Genomic DNA, 18,434 nt, shown 5'->3' with positions numbered 1-18,434 from the left:
GTGAATTTGCCAACATCGCCCAAAGCGATCGCCCGCGTTCCCTCTGAACGTGGGTGGTTGGACGGTCCGCCAAGATGAGGCTGCGCGCGTCTGCTGCTTCCTCGATGCGGCCTGGGCTCAGGGCAAGGGTTCAAGATCAGAACTGAGCGGCGAGGCGGATTGTGGCCGAGTGAATCGGCCACGCTTGTAGGCCGCCCAAACCGTTGCCCAGCCAACCGCTGCGCAGATGAGCAATCCAGGCAAGGATGCCTCGGGACCGAATGTTCCGCCGGTCAGCCAGGCCGGGACATCCTGAAGGGCGACGCTTTTGGCCAAAGCCGGGCCATAATCATTGCCCGACACGGCCGCCCCAAAGAGATAGCCCTGCGTGAAGTTCCAGCCGGCATGGACGCCTATCGAGACCCAGAGCCGCCCTGTCAGCGCATAGAAGGCGCCCAGCATCACTCCGGCTTCGATGGCGATGCAGAAGGCGGCAAATAGCGATGAGTCCGAGTTTCCTAAATGGCTGGCGCCAAAGACTGCTGCCGATACGATGAACGCAGCCCATGGTCCGAAGGCTCTCCACAAAAGCCTCAGCACCACGGCCCTGACCATGATCTCCTCGATCACTCCGGCCTCGATTGCCAAGCCGGCTGCCCGCCACGCGGGGACGGGGCCCTGCAATGTCACTTCATAAAGTCCGAACACGATCATCGTCGTCATCACGGCGGTGAAGACCGCAGCGCCGATGGTGAGACCGGCGGCGCAGTGCAATAGCGCGGGTCTCGGCGCAAGTTCCGTCGGACGCCGGCCCTCAGCCAGCCAGACGGCAATGGTATAGGCGAGGATGGCGACGATCGCGCCGGCGCTGTGAACCAGAAACGGCCACACACCCTTGTCCGGGAGCTGGCGCCCCAGAAAATCGGTCAGCGGATATGCTGTGAGAACGATCAGGAAGAAAAGCGCAGTCATCCATCCGAGCGCGCGCAGCCAGCGAAGCGGTCCGGGCCGAAGAATGCGGCGATCGCCGAGGTCAATCGGCCGACTCCAGTTCTTGGCGTGGGGCACGGAGGGAGTCCTTCAACAAGTTCAATCGCGGGGTTGGTGGCAATCGCCGCACGCTTAGGCAAAGATCGCCACAGATTACAACGATATGCGCGCTAGTAATCGATAAACGACAGAAATTCAGCTCGTCGCGACTCACCCGACGACCTCAGTTCGACCTCCCTTCTTCTCGAGCCTGGACGTATCGGGTCGGATTCCTGCGCCACGCTCGGTGAGACATAGGAAACGGAAAGCGTATGTTGGCGGAAGGCTAACAGGTTCAAATCCAAGATCGCGGTTGGCGTCTTTTCACCGATGGTGATGTCGTCCGAAACTGGCGGCTACTTAGCAGTTCGCGCGACGGCGGTGCTCTCTTTTTCTCCATTCTCGTGCAATGCATACCGACGGCTACCAGCCACTTGCCGACGTGCTATTGTTTGTGAACAATCAATGTGGCGCCGTCGATCGACAGATTGAGACGCTTGCGGATACAGATCCGACGCCCCATGGCCGCTTTCGTCGAATTCCGATCCAAAATCAGAATGGCCGAAGCGGCCAATCCCAGCGATATCTAGATTAGGTGTTATAGGCTTTCGGGGTTGGATCTCTCGATTCACTCCATCTTCACTGACACCCCTCTAAACTGCGCGGGCTCTTAGCGATCCAGAGAGCAACCTTGCTCCGTCGAGCCCCCACCTCGACGGGGCGTTTTACATGGTGCAAAAGCCAATCGGCGAGCTAGGAGGCGCGGATGATCCTCGCGCTCCTGATTACTGCAATCGTCGTCCCTTCGGGCCAATCGTTCCATTGCACGCCTATTGCAGTGTGGGATGGTGACGGCCCGATCTGGTGCGAAGAGGGCCCGCATATTCGCCTGTCGGGTATTGCCGCTCGCGAAATGGACGGAACGTGTAAACCGGGTCACCCTTGCCCAAATGTGGACGCCCGTGCGGCCCGGGATTATCTCGCCCGACTGGTAGGCACGCCGACCGGCACGCTGCGCACTGGCCACATAAAGGTGGCGGGCCCCGACTATGCGTTGCCGATCAGCCGGCAGCGCTGGCGGCAATCGCACCGCAGCGTTCTGCAATTCGCCCAAGTCGGGTGATATTTCCTGCGCCATGGTGCGTGATGGATACGCCGAGCGATGGGACCGGTACTGGCGGGGCCACAAATGCCGATGAGAGACTGTCGCTGATTCGACTCTTCGCATTTGCCATGGCAGTCTGCGCTCATGGGGAAGAGGGGCAACAGCAACATCGGGACAATTGTGATCGTTGCGTTGGTGGCGTTTGCAATCGGCAAACTGTCCGATGATGATTCCAAGCCTGAATTTGAAGATGCGCCACAGGCATTCATAGGCCCCGCCCAAACCGACCAACAGTCCGCTTGGACTTATGCTGACCCGGAGCCGGTCGAAACTACTCCGCACCATTTCGTGTCCGACGAGCCGCAAACCGCGTTTGGCCGTCGGTCGTTTCGCAATTGCTCGCACGCACGCGCAGCCGGAGCTGCCCCGGTTCGTGCAGGTGACCCGGGCTATGGATCACACCTTGACCGCGATGGCGATGGTGTCGGGTGTGAATGACCAATATGGGGGTGGGAGCTGTCCGTCGGCTAGTGGGACGCCAATGGTAGAAGCTGACATTATCAAGGCAGAGTTGGAGGCGACGGCTCCAGATCAAGAGCGATTAATGGCACTTTCGTCAAAATGAAATCTGCACGAGCGGTCACGGTTTCGCGAGGCAGTACGAAGGGATCGTATCCTGCCTGCAGGTAAGCGATTCGAACCCGCTCATAGTCACGTAAAGCCTTTTCGAGGCTGTGGCGGCGATCTTCGTTGACCTCGTATATCTCCGGCCAAGGAGGAGCGAGGAAGACCAGATCGTAGCGGTAATGCGTTAAGGCGTCCTTCGGTGGCTTGCCACCTTGCGCGGTGATCGCGACACCTGCATCGACGACGCCGCGGTCGAAGAACGTGAGCCCCCGCGACGCTAAATGATCTGCGATGGACATGGCGAGGGCTCGCTGACCGAATGCCGCTGCATCGACCCAGGGCAGGGCTCTTCCGTCACCCTGCCGCTCATCCGCGACAACACGCAATGCTGGCTCTTCGACTACTGGGTATCCACGTCGTGCAAGCTCGGAGAGCAGGGTAGATTTACCTCCTCCAGAGCACCCGGAAATCATCACGAACATGAGTCTCGTCCCCTCAGCTTAACACTTCGGCGTCCGCTCCTAGGTTTGGATGGGCGGGAATTGAATGTCAAAAAGTGGTCGTTCCTATCATTTGATTTGGGTCGGCGGCATATGTCCGCTTTTTTGATCTCCGCTTAAAAGCTGCCTGTCCGCAATCGGCCAGCGCAGGCCGTAGAGCCGCCGGCCGTTAAGAGAGGTCACAGCGACACCTCATTCTAGGCGTACAGTCTTGCGTCGAGCGGCCCGAAAGCGGTCATCAGCAGCGCCTCGCGATCGACTGAGCTAATCTGCGCATCGATCAAGCGCGCCTTTGGTTTGGATCGGTTCAGGCGGTTCACCTAAAACGCGTATCAATAAGGCCGCGGATGGCGGCCCTATGCGTTGGTCGCAAAGGAGAGGCTTGATGGATCCGGTAGCAATGGGGCGGAAGTTGGGCGAGGGCTTGCTTTCCTTTCCCGTGACGCATTTCGACGCGGACGGAGCCTTCGATGAAGAGCCCTATCGCGAACATTGCGCGTGGATGCTGGATCACGAACTTTCCGGCCTGTTCGCCGCGGGCGGAACCGGGGAGTTTTTTTCGCTTACGCCGGGCGAAGTCGTCGATGTGGTGCGTGCGGCGGTGGCCGAAGGCCGGGGCAAGGTGCCCGTCATTTCGGGCTGCGGCTATGGCACCGCCATTGCGGTCGATATCGCGCGCGGCGCCGAAAAGGCGGGCGCCGATGGTTTGTTGCTGCTGCCGCCCTATCTGGTCGGATCGAAGCAGGAAGGGCTCGCCGCGCATATCGAGGCGGTGTGCCGGGCGACGGGACTTGGTGTCATCGTCTATAACCGCGACAATGCGATCGTCGACGACGAGACGCTGGCGGGGCTGTGCGACCGCAACCCCAATCTGATCGGCTTCAAGGACGGGGTGGGCGACATCGAACTGATGACCCGCATTTATGCCCGAATGGGCGACCGCCTGACCTATATCGGCGGGCTGCCGACCGCCGAAACCTATGCGACGCCTTATCTGACGATGGGGGTCACCACCTATTCGTCGGCGATCTTCAACTTCATGCCCGACTGGGCGCTCGATTTCTACAAGGCGGTGCGCGCCGGTAACCAGGTTGAGGTGCTGCACCAGCTGCGCCAGTTCGTGCTGCCCTACATCGCGCTGCGCAATCGCGGCCGCGGCTATGCGGTATCGATCGTCAAATCGGGTTGCCGGATCGTCGGCCGCGACGCCGGTCCGGTCCGGTCGCCGCTGACCGACATGAGCGCCGCGGAGGAACAGGAACTGCGCGACCTGATCGAGCGCGCGTCGCCAAAGGCCCTTTCGGTGGCCGCCTGACCGGGATAGGCTGGGCCATGTTCGAACTCAGCCAACTCCGCTGTTTCGTCGCCGCTGCCGAGGAATTGCACTTCGGCCGCGCGGCGCAGCGGCTCAACATGACCCAGTCGCCGCTCAGCCGGCAGATCCAGCTACTCGAGCGGATCCTCGACGTCACGCTGCTCGAACGGACGAGCCGCAATGTCTCGCTGACCCCTGCCGGGCGCGTGTTCCTGATCGAGGCGCGGCGCATCGTCCGTCTCGCCGAAAGCGCCTCGCTGTCGGCCCGGCGCGTCGCAAAAGGCGATGCGGGGAAGGTCGGCATCGGCTTCACCGCGGTATCGGGTTATACGCTTGTCCCGCGCATCGTGACGCAGGCGCGCGCGACGCTGCCCAATATCGAACTCGAACTGCGCGAAATGGTGACGAGCGACCAGACCGATGCGTTGCTCACCGGCCTGATCGACATCGGTTTCGTGCGCCCGCCGGTCGTACGCAGCGAATTCAATTCCGTGCTCGCGCTCAGCGAGCCGCTCGTCGTCGCGTTGCCGCTCGGCGACCCGCGGCAGGCGCAATCGGTGCTGCTTCCCGCCGACCTCGATGACAAGCCGCTCATCATGTATTCGCGTCAGGGCGCGGGCTATTTCCACGATCTGCTCGCGCGCCTTTTCGACGAGGCCGGGGTGTCGCCGCATTATATTCAGCATGTGACCCAGATCCATTCGATGCTGGGGCTGGTTCGCGCCGGGCTGGCCGCGGCGGTCGTGCCGCGCTCGGCAATGGGGCTGCATCCCGACGATGTGCAGTTTCGCGAACTCACGACGACGCCCGAACAGCCGGTCGAACTGTATATGGCATGGCGCCGCGACAACGCCAATCCGGCGACCGAACCGATGCGGCGCCTGTGCATGGAGGTCATGGCGGCGTGATCAGCCGCCGCCACCTGATGGCAGGGGCTGGGGCGGCGATGCTGCTGCCGGTGGAGGGACTGGCGAGCGGCAAGGGCGACCCGCTGGCGCCAACGCGCTATGGCCGGGTGCGCGGTTTACGCGAACAAGATGTGCTGGCCTTTCGCGGCGTCCGCTACGGCGCCGACACCGCCCCGCGACGCTTTCAGGCGGCGCTGGCGCCGACGCTCTGGCGCGGCATTGCCGATGCGACCGTTTATGGTGCTGCCGCGCCGCAGACCAGGGCCACCGAACGGACGAGCGAGGACTGCCTGTTCCTCAACATCTGGACCCCGGCGCTCGACGGCGCGCGGCGACCGGTCCTGGTCTATCTGCACGGCGGCGCGCATGCGCATGGATCGGGGTCCGATCCGCTCTACGACGGCGGCAATCTGGTCCGGCGCGGCGACGTCGTCGTGGTCACGCTCAACCACCGGCTGGCGGCGCTCGGCTATGCCTATCTCGCGCGGCTCGGCGGTCCGGCGGAATCGGGGAATGTCGGCAATCTCGACATCATCCTCGCGCTACAATGGGTGCGCGACAACATCGCCGGCTTTGGCGGCGATCCCAGGCGGGTGATGATCTTTGGCCAGTCGGGCGGCGGCGCAAAGGTCGTCACGCTGATGGCGATGGAGGCGGCGCGACCGCTGTTCCACAGCGCCGCGACGATGAGCGGCCAGCATGTCACCGCGGCCGGCCCCAACCATGCGACCGAGCGGGCGAAGGCGTGGATGGCAAAGGCCGGCGCGGCGTCGTTCGGCGAACTGCGCGACCTGCCGATCGAACGGCTGGTCGAGGCGATGGCGATGACCGATCCGCTGGAAGGAAAGGGCGAGATCAGTTTCACCTCGACGCTCGATCATCATGTGCTGAAACGCCATCCGTTCTATCCTGGAGCGCCGCACGAGGCCGCGTCGATTCCGCTGATCGTCGGTAACACACATGACGAAACCGGGCTGTGGATCGCCGAGACGCTGAAGCGCGGCGACACCGACTGGAACAATCTGCCGATGCGGCTGGCGCGCGAGATCGTCAAGGATGTCGACCCGATCTGGCTGATCGAGCGCTATCGCGCGCTTTATCCCGGCCGCACGCCGGGACAGATATTGCTCGCTGCCTCAACCGCCGCGCGATCATGGCCCGGTCATCTGATCCAGGCCGAGGAGCGCGCGCGGATCGGGGCATCGACCTGGATGTACCAGCTCGATTTTCCGTCGCCCGAGGAGGGCGGCGTGCTCGGCGCGTTTCACACGCTCGATATCGGGCTGGTGTTCGATAATGTGCAGCTTGACGCCGCGCGTACTGGCAACACGCCGGAAGTGCGCGCGTTGGCGGGCCAGATGGCCGATGCCTTCATTCGCCTCGCGCGGACCGGCGACCCCAACGGCGGATCGCTGCCCACATGGCCGCACTATGATCTCGAAAAGCGCGCGACGATGATCTTCGACCGCGACATTCGCGTCGAAAACGATCCGCGCGCCGCCGAGCGCGAACTACTGTCGGTTGCGCCCTATATCAAGCCGGGTGGCTGAATCCTAGCGATCCCAAGGGAAGGAAAGGGTAGGGCGATTGGCATAGCGCGCCATCGTCAGTCGCATCCGCGTCCCGCATCCCGGTTCTAGCCGCAGCGTGAAATCGCGCCCGCCGACGCGTTCGATGCCGCCGTCCCATGCGACCGTATCGATCCGGTGTTCGGCATAGGCGCCGCCCTGGACGACCAACGTACGCGGCGCGGTGCCGGTGTTGATCAGCGTTACCTCGGTCGCCGTGTCGCCCAGACTGTGGACGAGCGCCGCGACGTCGTCGGGCACCCCGGCACGGCGGCGGTCGGCATCGAAGTAACGCAGCCGGCAATGGAGCGGCACGCCGCCCTGCGGGGCGGTGGTCGGCGACCAGGGCGGGCGGGCGATGTGGAGGCCGCCGGTCATCGTCTGGATCAGCGCCTTGGCCGCGGCGGGATTGATGCCGAGCGTCCAGTCGGCCAGCCGCTCGTCGGGCCGCGTCTTATCGGCTTTGGTGATGCCCACCCGTTTGGCGACATGGTCGAAGTCGGCTTGCAGCGCCTGTTTGGGATAGTCGGGATTTTGCCCCTCGAGGAAATCGATCCACGGGTGGTTGCCTGCCGCCTCGCGGTCGGCCGCCTCCTGCGTCGCATACCAGATTTCGAAGCCGTTGGTGCGGTAGGATCCAGGCTTCCAGCCATACCAGCCGTCGGCGCCGTGCATCGTCGGCGCCGACATGACGCCGCCGACCAGCTTGCTTTGTTCGTTGATGCGGACATTCATGTCGCGCCACAGGCGAAGATAGTCGCGGTCGCCGGACAAGAGGAGAGCGTTGTAAAAAGCGGTGATCGATCGCGGCACCCGGTTGCGGTTTTCGCGCTCGCCGGTCTGCGGCACGACAGGAGAAAAGCCCCAGCCATAGACGCCCTGCCACCAGTCGGCGCCGACTGTGCCGTCGGCGCCGACGCGGCTGGGCAAAATGCCGTTGTTCGCCCGCGCCCGGTCGGCCCAGGCGCCCAGATAGTCGAGCGCCCAACGCCGGAACCTCTCGCCGCCGCCCAGCGCGTAAGCATTGAGGCCCAGCGTCGTCGCCTGAAGGTTCAGCGGGTTGTCGCCGACGACATCGCCATATTCGGCATAATGGGCAAGGAACTGGCTATAATCATCCTCGCCATGTTCGAGGTGGAACCGCGCGGCGTCGAACGGATCGCCGGCCCATTCGAGCGCGGTCACCGGCTGTAGCGCGGGGCCGCGGCTGCCGTTCATCATGCTGCGCATCACCCGGTGGCGCGGATCATAGTTGGGGGCGCTGCGGTCGCGGCCGGTGTAGAAATCGGCGAACCGGCGGGTGCGCGCCAGAAGTTTCCGGTCGCGCGGCGCGCTCATTCCCATGACGTTGAACGTCGTTAGTCCTTCGGCATTATGCTGCCAGTCCATCTGGACCGGGAATTCGCGATAATACATGCCTTGCCGGGCGACCGCGACGTCGACGGTCTTTGCGGCGGTATATTGCCGGATATGGCCGTCCCAGAAACGCTGCGCCAGCGTCAGCAGCCGGTCGGGCGCGCCCAGCGCATGGAGCGTCACCCAGTCGTTCGTCGCCTCGGCGGCATCGTCGGGACCATCGTTTGCGCCCCAGCGCACAAAGACTTTCAGCGCGTCGTTCGCATCGACATATTTGGCGTAAAACGTTTCGCAGGCCGCCATATTCGCCGCGAGCAGGCGGCGCTGTAACGTCGCCCACACGGGAGGCGTCATCGGGCTGGCGATGCGGATCGGCCGCGTCAGGGACTTTGCGAACGCCGCAGGTGCGGCCAGAATTGCACCGCTTGTTGTCAGAAACGCGCGGCGCGATACGGTCATGCAACGAGTTCCAGACGCCGGATCGGGCCGACGATCCACACATAGGCGACGATCGTCAGCAGGCAGTGGACCGCGACAAAGGCGAGCGCGAGGTCGAACGATCCGGTCGCTGCGACGATATAGCCGACGACGATCGGGGTTACGATGCCGGCGATATTGCCGAACATGTTGAACACACCGCCCGAAAGACCCGCGAGCTGTTTGGGCGCGACGTCGGCCATGACCGCCCAGCCGAGCGATGCGACGCCCTTGCCGAAAAAGGCGACCGCCATCAGCGCGATGACCAGCCATTCCTCCTCGGCCCAGACGCACGCCAGGATCGTTGTCGCCAGCAGCATGCCGACGACCAGCGGTGTCTTGCGCGCCTTGTCCAGGCTGCCGCTCCGTTTGAGAATATGGTCGGAAATGACCCCGCCGGCGAGGCCGCCGGCAAAGCCGAAGGCGGCGGGCAATGCGGCTGCGAAGCCGGCCTCCATGATGTTGAGGCCGCGTTCCTTGACCAGATAGATCGGGAACCAGGTCACAAAGAAATAGGTCAGCACATTGATGCAATATTGGCCGAGATAAATGCCCAGCATCATCCGGCTCGACAGCAACAGCCGGAAATTAGGCCAGGAAAAGGCGGCCGCGCTCTTGCTACGGTCTTCCATCCCGATCTGGCCGCCGCCGTCGCGGATATGGTCGAGTTCGGCCTGATTGACGCGTGGATGCCGGTCGGGTCCGTGAATCTGGCTGATGAACAATAGCGTTGCGGCGACACCCAGCGCGCCCATCGTCCAGAACACCGAACGCCAGCCATGTTCGTGAACCAGCCAGCCCATCAGCGGAGCAAAGACGACGAGCGCGAAATATTGCGCGCTGTTGAAGATGGCCGAGGCCGTCCCGCGCTCGGCGCTGGGGAACCAGGCGGCGACCAAGCGGGCGTTGCCGGGAAAGGACGGGGCTTCGGCCAAGCCGACCAGGAAGCGCAGCAGAAACAGCGTGGTGACCGCGGCCAGCCCGGGCACAAAGCCGACGAAGCCCTGCGCCGCGGTGAACAGCGACCAGATCAGGATCGCCGACGCATAGACTTTCTTGGTGCCGAAACGGTCGAGCAAGGCGCCTCCCGGGATCTGCGCCAGCGCATAGGCCCAGGCGAAGGCGGAGAGGATGTAGCCGGTCTGGATCGGGCTCAGCGCCAGCTCGCGCGATGCCTCCTCGCCGGCAATCGAGAATGTTGCGCGATCGGCATAGTTGATCGTGGTGATGACAAAGATTAGCGCGATGATCCAATAGCGCGTTCTTGTCGGTTTCTCGGCGTTATCGACCATGACCCTCTCCTGTGGACCGGAAGCGCTCGCGGCTTTTGCGGTCATCAGGACGCTAGCGACTGCATCTTTTCCGGTCCAAGCCGAAAGTTGGAACAATCCAGCCAATCCATGGCTGGATCGCGATCGGGATACGCCGTTTTGCGAAATCGGTGCGCGATCGGCAATGATCCATGCCGTATTGAGGTTGGCCTTATGGGGTCTTCTGGCGTTAGCCCTTTTGTATTCAAACCGCACGACTTGCCGCGCGACGGCAAGCAGGAGAGGGGATTACCGATGGCAACTTCCGCACCGCGCAACATCAAGGTCGGCCTTTTTGCAGGGGCTGCAGCCGTGGCGCTCGTATGTCCGGCCGCCGCCCAAGCGCAGGATGCTGCCGCTTCCCAGCCGGCCGAATCTGCCGACGCTACCGAGGCCGCCCCAGAGGGTGCCGGCGAAGAAATTATCGTCACGGGCTTTCGCCAGAGCCTGACCAGCGCGCTGAATATGAAGCGCAACGAAACCGCTTCGATCGACGCGATCAAGGCCGAAGACATCGCCGAATTCCCCGACCTCAACCTCGCCGAATCGCTGCAGCGTATTCCGGGCGTCGCGATCAGCCGCGTGAATGGCGAGGGCCGCAACATCTCGGTTCGCGGCCTCGGCCCCGAATATACGCGTGTCCGCATCAATGGCATGGAAGCGATCGGCACCAGCGGCGGCACCGACAATTCGGGCGGCGTCAACCGTGGCCGCGGTTTCGACTTCAACATCTTCTCGTCGGACCTGTTCAACAGCCTGGCGGTTCGCAAGACCGCGAGCGCCGATGTCGAGGAGGGATCTCTGGGCGCGACGGTCGATCTCCAGGTCGCGCGTCCCTTCGATTTCAAAAAATCGACCGCGGTGCTGTCCGTCCAGGGAAGCTACAACGATCTCGCGCGCAAGCTGACGCCGCGCTTTTCGGGCCTGGTCACCGTTTCGAACCCCGAAGAAGCCTTCGGCGTGCTCGTGTCGCTGGCTTATGAAGAGCGCCGCCTGCGCGAAGAAGGCGCGAACATCACGCGCTGGACCCATGGCGGTTTCAATGGCGGTTTCAGCCCGCTCTCGACGTTGCCGGGCTATACGGCCGCCCAGATCAACAACAGCACCGATCTCGACACCGCGCTATTCCATCCGCGCATCCCGGGCCTCGTCAGCTACGACATCAACCAGAAGCGTCTTGGCGCCGCAGTGTCGGTACAGTTCCGCCCGGCGGACAGCACGCTGATCTCGATCGACGGCCTCTATTCGCGCCTCGACGGCACCCGCGCCGAAAGCCAGTTCCAGGCGATCAGCTTCAGCCGCTCGGGCACCGGCAAGCCGCAGACAATCATCCGTTCAGGGGTGGTCGACGAGAATAACAACATCATCAGCGGCACGTTCGACAACGTCGATCTGCGCACCCAGTCGCGCTATGACGTGCTGAAGACCGACTTCCACCAACTCACCGGTAACATCGAGCAGGAGTTCGGCGAAAAGCTGAAATTCACGGGTCTCGTCGGCTATTCGAAATCGGCGTTCCGCAACCCGGTGCAGACGACGGTCACGATCGATGCCGCTAATACCAACGGCTTCTTCTATGATTTCTCGACGCGTTTCCCGACGATCAAGCCGGGCGTCGACGTCACCAACCCCGCGACCTTCGCGTTCACCAACGGCACATCGGAAGTCCGCATCCGCCCGCAAACGGTCGACAACAGCTTTGCGACGGCCAAGGGCGCGCTGGCGTGGGAGGCGAGCGACGCTTTCACGCTCAAAGCCGGCGTCGACTGGCGCCGTTTCACCTATGACTCGACCGAGAGCCGCCGTTTGCTGGGCGAGACCGTCGTCACGCCGCTGACCGCCGCGCAGCTGGCCAGCCTCACCACCGTCTATTCGGGTTTCGGCCGCGGCCTCGACCTGCCGTCGGGCACGATCACCAGCTGGCTGGTCCCCGACCTGCCGTCCTTCCTCGCGGCGATCAACGCGTCGGGCAATCCGACCTATGCGACCGGCGGCATCGAAAATGCCACCGCGCGCGGCTCGTTCATCACGGTGGAGGAAAAGGATATCGGCGCCTGGGGCATGGCCGAATTCAACCTCGAGGGCGCCGGTTTCCCGCTGCGCGGCGATGTTGGCGTGCGCTATGTCGATACCAAGCAAAGCTCGACCGGCTATGCGAGCCAGGGCGCGGCCATCAACCTGGTCGAGGCGGACCGGTCCTATAATCGCTGGCTGCCGTCGGCGAACCTCGTGTTCGACGTCACCGACAATCTGCTCGTGCGCTTCGCCGCGGCCAAGACGATGGCACGCGCCGGCATCGCGTCGCTGACCCCGGGCGGCAACCTTAACGTGTCGGGCGGCAACCGCAGCTTCAGCTCGGGCAACCCCGACCTGAAACCGACCGCCTCGACGAACCTCGACGTTGGCATCGAATGGTATCCGACCCCCGGGGCGATCTATGCCGTCTCGGGTTTCCACAAGGACATCGGGACCTTCGTTCAGTCGCTCAGCACCTCGGTGCCCTTTGCCGATCTCGGCCTGCCGGCGTCGCTGCTGACCGGCACCACCGCATCGCCGACCGACGTTTTCATCGTCAGCCAGCCGGTGAATTCGAGTGGCGGCAAGCTCAAGGGCTTCGAGATCAACATCCAGCAGCCGTTTACTTTTTTCGACGGCTTCCTCTCGAACTTCGGCGTGCTCGCAAACTATACTTATGTCAGCTCGAATATCGAATATCTGACCGCCGCGAACGGCAGCACCTCGGTCCGTGCGCCGCTGGTGGGCCTGTCGAAACAAGCGGCGAACGCGACGCTCTATTACGAAGATTCGAAATTCTCGATCCGTGGATCGGCCTCCTACCGGTCCAAATATCTGACTGCGGTCCCGGGAACCGAGGGCAATGCGTGGAACGGCACCAACAGCACGCTGAATTTCGATGCGCAGCTTTCGTACAATGTGAACGACCGGCTGAAGTTCAGCCTCGAAATGATCAACCTGACCGATGAGAAGAATGATCAGTTTGTTGACGAGACGAACCGCCTGAACGTGCTCACCCACAGCGGCCGCCAGTTCAATTTCGGCCTGCGCTACAGCCTGTAATTGGAGGCAATCGGTGATCGACGGCAGCATATTGATCGGGCAGGGGACGCGGCGGAGCGAGGAGAGTTTCCGTGCCTATGACCCGGCAACCGGCGCTGTCGTCGGTCCCGGGTTCAGTATCGCGAGCACACAGGACGTCGCCGACGCCTGCGCGCTCGCTGCGGATGCTGCGGAAGCTTTCGGGTCGCTCGGTCCCACCGTGCGTGCTGCCTTTATCGAAGCGGTGGCCGACGCCATCACCGCGATCGGCGATGTTCTGATCGAAACCGCTATGGCGGAGACCGGCTTGCCGCGCGCGCGTCTGGAAGGCGAGCGCGGCCGGACGATCGGTCAATTGCAATTATCCGCATCGGTCGTGCGGCAGGGCGACTGGCTCGACGCGACGCTCGACAGCGCGCTGCCCGAACGCGTTCCGCCGCGCCCTGCGTTGCGGCGGATGAACCGGCCAGTCGGGCCCGCCGCGGTCTTCGGCGCGTCCAACTTCCCGCTCGCCTTTTCGGTCGCGGGCGGTGACACCGCTTCGGCCTTTGCCGCCGGCTGTCCGGTGGTTGTCAAGGGACACAGCGCCCATCCCGGAACGGGCGAGCTCGTCGCGCGGGCCGTCCAAAAGGCGGTTGCCGCCTGCGGCCTTCCCGAGGGCGTGTTTTCCTATCTGCCTGGCAAATCGCACGAGCTGGGCGCGGCGCTGGTCGCCGATCCGCGGATCAAGGCGGTCGGCTTCACCGGTTCGCGCGGGGGCGGTCTTCACCTCGTCGATATCGCGCGCAAGCGCAAAGAACCTATCCCTGTCTATGCCGAGATGAGCAGCGTGAACCCCGTAATCATCCTCCCGGGCGCACTTGCTGGTCGCGGTATTGAACTGGCCGGCGCCTTTTCTTCCTCCCTTACACTCGGCGCCGGCCAATTTTGTACCAATCCTGGAACGATCGTCGCGGTCGACGGTCCTGCGCTCGACATATTCGTCGGCGCGGCGGCCGATGCCCTGGCCGGTGTAGAGCCCGCCACGATGCTGAACAGCGGCATCGCCGAGGCTTATCGCGAAGGCGTAGCAGCGCTCGATCGCAATCCCGCGGTTGAACGCGCTTCGGATATCCACGGCGCCAGCCACAATCGCTGCGCTCCGGCGCTGTTCGACACGACGGCGGAAGCCTATGTCAGGGATGCATCGATCCGCGAGGAAGTGTTCGGGAGCGCGGCGATCGTCGTCCGCTGCCGCGACCTTGCCGAGGTTGCGGCCACTGTCTCCGCCATGGAAGGGCAGCTGACCGCGACGATCCATATGGACGACGGCGACATGGAGGCCGCGCAGGCATTATCGCCGCTGCTCGCGGACAAAGTAGGTCGTCTGGTCAACGGCTGGCCAACGGGGGTCGAAGTAACCCATGCGATGGTTCATGGCGGGCCGTTCCCCGCGACGTCCGATACCCGGTCGACCTCGGTCGGGCCGCTTGCGATCGCGCGCTTCCTGCGTCCGGTGTGCTTTCAGAATCTTCCGGAGGAAATGCTGCCACCAGCGCTTCGGGATGGCAATCCATGGCGTCTTTCGAGGCGCATCGATGGCGAGCTGCGGGCGCCAGCCGTTGCGACGCAGCCCAATGCTTAGGCAGATACTCCCTGCGGACGAGCATAACCTCATTCTTTGGGAAGGCGCGCCATGAGCATCATTCTCGCCCTGATCCTCGCGGGCAATCAACCAATGCCGATGGTTGTCATCGATGAAGCGGATACGGTGCAGGAAGGGCCCGCGCCGCACGGCAAGATCGGCCAATCGACCGCGTGGCGGATCAGCGACGCGGTTCCTGCGCCGCGCAGCTTTGAATTCAGAAAGCGCGCGCTCCACGTCGGGGCGGCAATCGGGATCCACCCGATCGACCATGACGAAATCTATTATGTGCTGTCGGGCACCGGCGCGGTCCACTCGGACGGCGACGAACGGCGGCTGGGGCCTGGCATGGCGGCCTGGCTTTACAAAGGTGCTGACGTTGGCATCCGCCAGACAGGGAACGAACCGCTGATTCTCATAATAGCCTATCCGAACAAGCTGGAAATCAGAGGCGGCCGGACCGAACGTCGTGCCGACTTAGCATCAGGACTCGCGGATATCATCGACTGATAGAGTATCGCCACTGGATGCGAGATGCGGTCCCGATGTTTGCTTGCGCCGTTCGATTTCCAGAAGCTGCCCGACCGCTTGCGGCCAGATCCGGCGCCAGACTATTACGCTGTCGCGGGAGATCGATATGCGCCGGGATGCTGTCCGTTGTTACGCTCGCATTGATTATCCACCTCCGTGAGCGGGCGCGGCACGTGGCAACCGAAAGGATTGGGACCATTGACAAAATATGGTCAGTCCAAGGCGCATTTCGCGACGACGTCGGCTTCCGAGCCGCTGCCTAAGGCGATCCGTGACAGGCTAATATTCAGGCTGCCACGGGTGTCGACACGAAATGGGGCGGTGATACGTGTCATGTCAGCGCCAGCCGCTACGAAGCATTTCAGCGGCACTCCCAGTACGCGCCACTGTCCGGGTACCAGTGTCGAAAATTCGAGCATGCGAAGCGAACGACCGCAAGCCGAGCCGGCGCAACGAACCGACATTGAAACAGGCGCTGAGGGCGGTGCATCGAGGCGCATGGTTGCGAGCAACATGACGTCGCCGTTAGTCTCTCGCGACAGGTCGACGGCATTCTGCGCGTTCATCTCGATGGCTGTGCCCCCGGGACCGGCGGCAATGACGAACTGCCGCGCGCCTTCCTGGACCGTATGATCGGCCGCACTGATGGTTGCCCGACCCGACAGGCCGGTGGCTGGAACCGTGGTCACGCGCAACGGATCGCCGCCATCGGTTCGCGATACCGTCAGCGACCAAGAGGCCGTCGCCAGGCCTTTGTCGAAGTAGACACCCGCGCCGCTACCGTCGTCTGCGACCTGACTGTCCTGCGAAAGCGCGTGCCATGGCTGCGGGCCGTCAGCGTAGGTCATGCCATAGCCAAAAGGAAACAGCGTTGGCCCGCCATGTCTTGCCGTCGCCGGCCAAGCGGTCGGGAGGCGCCCTTGGAAATCGAAGGCCTTTTCGCCCACTTTGCTGGCGAAAAGCAGGTCGGCGACGCCGGTCCCCTCGGATCCCGGGAGCCAGGCGGTGACGAAGGCATCGGCCTCATTCAGTGCCTCGTTGACGTAAAGCGGCCGCCCGGTGATCATGACGGCAATCACGGGGATTCCTGCGGCTTTCAGCTTGCGCACCGTCGCAAACGGGCGGCGCAACTCGGGGCGTAGTTGGAGCGAGGCGATGTCGCCCTGGAATTCGGCATAAGGCGTTTCGCCGAAAACGACGATCGCCGCATCGGGTCGTCGCTTAAATTGGCCGTCGGGCGCGAGTTCGGCGCTGCCCCCGGCTGCCGCGACATGTTGCTCAATGCCGCGCCATATCGAGGTTGCCCCCGGAAAATCACTGTTGTCCAGCCCCGTGCCCTGCCAGCTCAAGGTCCAGCCGCCTGACTGGCGGGCGATGTCGTCGGCGCCGTCGCCCGCGACGAGGATATGGGCCTGCGGCTTGAGAGGTAGCACGCCGGTGTTTTTGAGAAGGACGAGCGACTTGCGAACCGCTTCGCGTGCCACAGCCCGATGCTCTGGTGCGCCGAGCAGGTCGTAGCGGCCCGAATAGGCGCGCGCGGATGGCTTGCCCGCCTCGAACAGGCCCAGGCGCTGCTTGACGCGCAAGATGCGCGCCACGGCGTCGTCGAGCCGTTCCATCGGAATCGTGCCATCCTTCACCTGGGCCAGCGTGCTTGCGTAAAGGGCGCGCCAGCTGTCGGGGGCCATGAACATGTCGATCCCGGCGTTGGCGGCGACGGGACAGCTGGCGTTGCTGCAGCCCGCAACCTGCCCGTGCGCGTTCCAGTCGGTGACGACAAAACCGCCGAAGTTCATCCGGTCTTTCAATATGTCGGTGACCAGCCCCTTGTTTCCGGCAATCTTCACGCCTTGCCAGCTCGAGAAGCTGGTCATGACGGTGGCCACGCCATTTTCCATTGCGGGAATATAGGGCGCTCCGTGAACGAGGCGCAATTCGAGCTCCGAAACGGTCGCGTCGCCCTGATCCTTGCCGTCCACGGTGGCGCCGTCGGCGAGAAAGTGCTTGGTGCTTGCGGCAACATGCGGCCCCGCAAGAATGGGCGCGGTCGATGGCGGTCCTTGCAACCCGCGGATCATGCTGCCGACGTAGGAAGCAACGAGCGCGGGGTCCGATGAATATCCTTCATAGGCGCGTCCCCAGCGATAATCCTGCGGGACGGTGACCGTCGGCGCAAAGGTCCATTCCTGACCCGTCACGCGAATTTCTATCGCCGTTATGCGGCCGATGCGCTCGATCAACCCGGGATCGCGCGCGGCGCCCAGCCCGACATTGTGAGGAAACAGAGTGGCGCCGACGATATTGCTATGCCCATGCACGGCATCGGTGCCCCACATGACCGGAATCGCCGGCGCGCCGGGCGCGTGATCCATCGATGCCGCGTAAAAGGCGTCGGCCAAGGCGAGCCAGTCGCGCGCGGGAGCAAGATCATTGCCGCCTGGCCCCGAGTTGCCGCCGTTGAGCACCGAACCCAGATGAAATTTGCGCACATCTTCGGGCGTCACGCTGCCGATATCGGCCTGGATAATTTGCCCGACCTTCTGTTCCACCGACATGCTGGCCAGCAGCGCCTGGACATGGGCTTCGCCATCGGCCGTGACGATCCGCGGATAGGCGACTTCTGGCCATTGTCCGGTATCGACCGCGCCTGACGGGTTTACGGAAGCGGCGTCGTTCTGCGACGCCAGCGCTTGCGGGGTCGAGGCAGCGGTTAGCGAAAACGCGGCAGTATATAGCATTGTTCTAAATGGCATAAAATCCTCTCCCGTGCGTCGCGGCTCTTGCCATTTTGCGATCCAATTTATCTGTCAACCTTGACAGGAATAGATTGGATAATCGTCCATATGGCGGCAATTTCCAAACATTATTTGACAACGTTGACAAGACTATGCAACAAAAATGGAGCGCAGGGTTATGCGGCTCCGAGTCTGCTTGTCGGGTCTCGCTGAGTCGGTCCGCCCCGCGTGAAAAAGATGTTCATGTCCGCACGCCAAGATGCGGTTTGGGAGGGATGGAAATGATCAGCGGGACTTTAAGCCACCGGGGGAT

Annotated in this window: 14 protein-coding genes; 8 read left to right on the top strand and 6 right to left on the bottom strand. The window is 63.2% G+C overall.

The window, feature by feature from the left end; all coding sequences use genetic code 11:
* Positions 1 to 117 precede the first annotated feature (117 nt).
* Positions 118 to 1,047, bottom strand: coding sequence for a CPBP family intramembrane glutamic endopeptidase (locus V6M50_RS12760; protein WP_332818947.1), 930 nt, complete (start codon positions 1,045 to 1,047; stop codon positions 118 to 120).
* Between the two features lie 727 nt (positions 1,048 to 1,774).
* Between V6M50_RS12760 and V6M50_RS12755 the strand changes: the two genes are divergently transcribed.
* Positions 1,775 to 2,131 carry a hypothetical protein gene (locus V6M50_RS12755; protein WP_332818946.1) on the top strand — a complete coding sequence of 119 codons (357 nt, stop codon included), beginning with the start codon at positions 1,775 to 1,777 and terminating at the stop codon, positions 2,129 to 2,131.
* Positions 2,132 to 2,257: 126 nt separating this feature from the next.
* Positions 2,258 to 2,611 carry an excalibur calcium-binding domain-containing protein gene (locus V6M50_RS12750; RefSeq protein ID WP_332818945.1) on the top strand — a complete coding sequence of 118 codons (354 nt, stop codon included), beginning with the start codon at positions 2,258 to 2,260 and terminating at the stop codon, positions 2,609 to 2,611.
* 62 nt (positions 2,612 to 2,673) lie between these two features.
* Here V6M50_RS12750 and V6M50_RS12745 read toward each other — a convergent pair whose 3' ends face one another.
* Both V6M50_RS12745 and V6M50_RS12740 read right to left on the bottom strand, forming a co-directional pair.
* The gene (locus tag V6M50_RS12745; protein WP_332818944.1) at positions 2,674 to 3,222 is read right to left on the bottom strand and encodes an AAA family ATPase; all 549 of its coding nucleotides are present in this window, start codon (positions 3,220 to 3,222) and stop codon (positions 2,674 to 2,676) included.
* Positions 3,223 to 3,437: 215 nt separating this feature from the next.
* Complete coding sequence (locus tag V6M50_RS12740; protein ID WP_332818943.1) at positions 3,438 to 3,560, bottom strand: hypothetical protein; 123 nt, start codon at positions 3,558 to 3,560, stop codon at positions 3,438 to 3,440.
* A gap of 65 nt (positions 3,561 to 3,625) precedes the next feature.
* On the opposite strand from V6M50_RS12740, the gene kdgD reads away from it, so the two are divergent.
* Genes kdgD through V6M50_RS12725 form a run of 3 tightly spaced genes read left to right on the top strand, consistent with a single transcriptional unit; the run spans position 3,626 to position 7,013 of the window.
* On the top strand, positions 3,626 to 4,555 hold the full coding sequence (kdgD, locus tag V6M50_RS12735; protein ID WP_332818942.1) for a 5-dehydro-4-deoxyglucarate dehydratase: 930 nt from the start codon (positions 3,626 to 3,628) through the stop codon (positions 4,553 to 4,555).
* A 17-nt stretch (positions 4,556 to 4,572) separates the two neighbouring features.
* On the top strand, positions 4,573 to 5,463 hold the full coding sequence (locus V6M50_RS12730; RefSeq protein ID WP_332818941.1) for a LysR substrate-binding domain-containing protein: 891 nt from the start codon (positions 4,573 to 4,575) through the stop codon (positions 5,461 to 5,463).
* The gene (locus tag V6M50_RS12725; protein WP_332818940.1) at positions 5,460 to 7,013 is read left to right on the top strand and encodes a carboxylesterase/lipase family protein; all 1,554 of its coding nucleotides are present in this window, start codon (positions 5,460 to 5,462) and stop codon (positions 7,011 to 7,013) included. Before V6M50_RS12730 ends, V6M50_RS12725 begins: the two co-directional genes overlap by 4 nt.
* A 3-nt stretch (positions 7,014 to 7,016) precedes the next feature.
* On the opposite strand, the gene V6M50_RS12720 is transcribed toward V6M50_RS12725, so the two are convergent.
* Together V6M50_RS12720 and V6M50_RS12715 are read right to left on the bottom strand one after the other, a co-directional pair.
* Positions 7,017 to 8,741: a hypothetical protein gene (locus tag V6M50_RS12720; protein ID WP_332818939.1), complete on the bottom strand. Its 1,725-nt coding sequence runs from the start codon at positions 8,739 to 8,741 to the stop codon at positions 7,017 to 7,019.
* A gap of 101 nt (positions 8,742 to 8,842) precedes the next feature.
* Positions 8,843 to 10,156: an MFS transporter gene (locus V6M50_RS12715; RefSeq protein WP_332818938.1), complete on the bottom strand. Its 1,314-nt coding sequence runs from the start codon at positions 10,154 to 10,156 to the stop codon at positions 8,843 to 8,845.
* Between the two features lie 273 nt (positions 10,157 to 10,429).
* Here V6M50_RS12715 and V6M50_RS12710 point away from each other — a divergent pair, with 273 nt between their 5' ends.
* Genes V6M50_RS12710 through V6M50_RS12700 form a run of 3 tightly spaced genes read left to right on the top strand, consistent with a single transcriptional unit; the run spans position 10,430 to position 15,365 of the window.
* Positions 10,430 to 13,252 (top strand): TonB-dependent receptor, encoded by a 2,823-nt coding sequence (locus tag V6M50_RS12710; RefSeq protein WP_332818937.1) that lies wholly within the window; start codon positions 10,430 to 10,432, stop codon positions 13,250 to 13,252.
* 13 nt (positions 13,253 to 13,265) lie between these two features.
* Positions 13,266 to 14,855, top strand: coding sequence for an aldehyde dehydrogenase (NADP(+)) (locus tag V6M50_RS12705; protein WP_332818936.1), 1,590 nt, complete (start codon positions 13,266 to 13,268; stop codon positions 14,853 to 14,855).
* Between the two features lie 51 nt (positions 14,856 to 14,906).
* Complete coding sequence (locus V6M50_RS12700) at positions 14,907 to 15,365, top strand: cupin domain-containing protein (RefSeq protein ID WP_332818935.1); 459 nt, start codon at positions 14,907 to 14,909, stop codon at positions 15,363 to 15,365.
* A gap of 233 nt (positions 15,366 to 15,598) precedes the next feature.
* Here V6M50_RS12700 and V6M50_RS12695 read toward each other — a convergent pair whose 3' ends face one another.
* Positions 15,599 to 18,124: a glycoside hydrolase family 3 protein gene (locus V6M50_RS12695; protein ID WP_332818934.1), complete on the bottom strand. Its 2,526-nt coding sequence runs from the start codon at positions 18,122 to 18,124 to the stop codon at positions 15,599 to 15,601.
* Between the last annotated feature and the right edge of the window lie 310 nt (positions 18,125 to 18,434).

Source organism: Sphingopyxis sp., from assembly GCF_036675685.1.
Taxonomy (GTDB): domain Bacteria; phylum Pseudomonadota; class Alphaproteobacteria; order Sphingomonadales; family Sphingomonadaceae; genus Sphingopyxis.
Note: the sequence above shows the minus strand (reverse complement) of the source record. Positions and strands in the feature narration are given on the sequence as shown.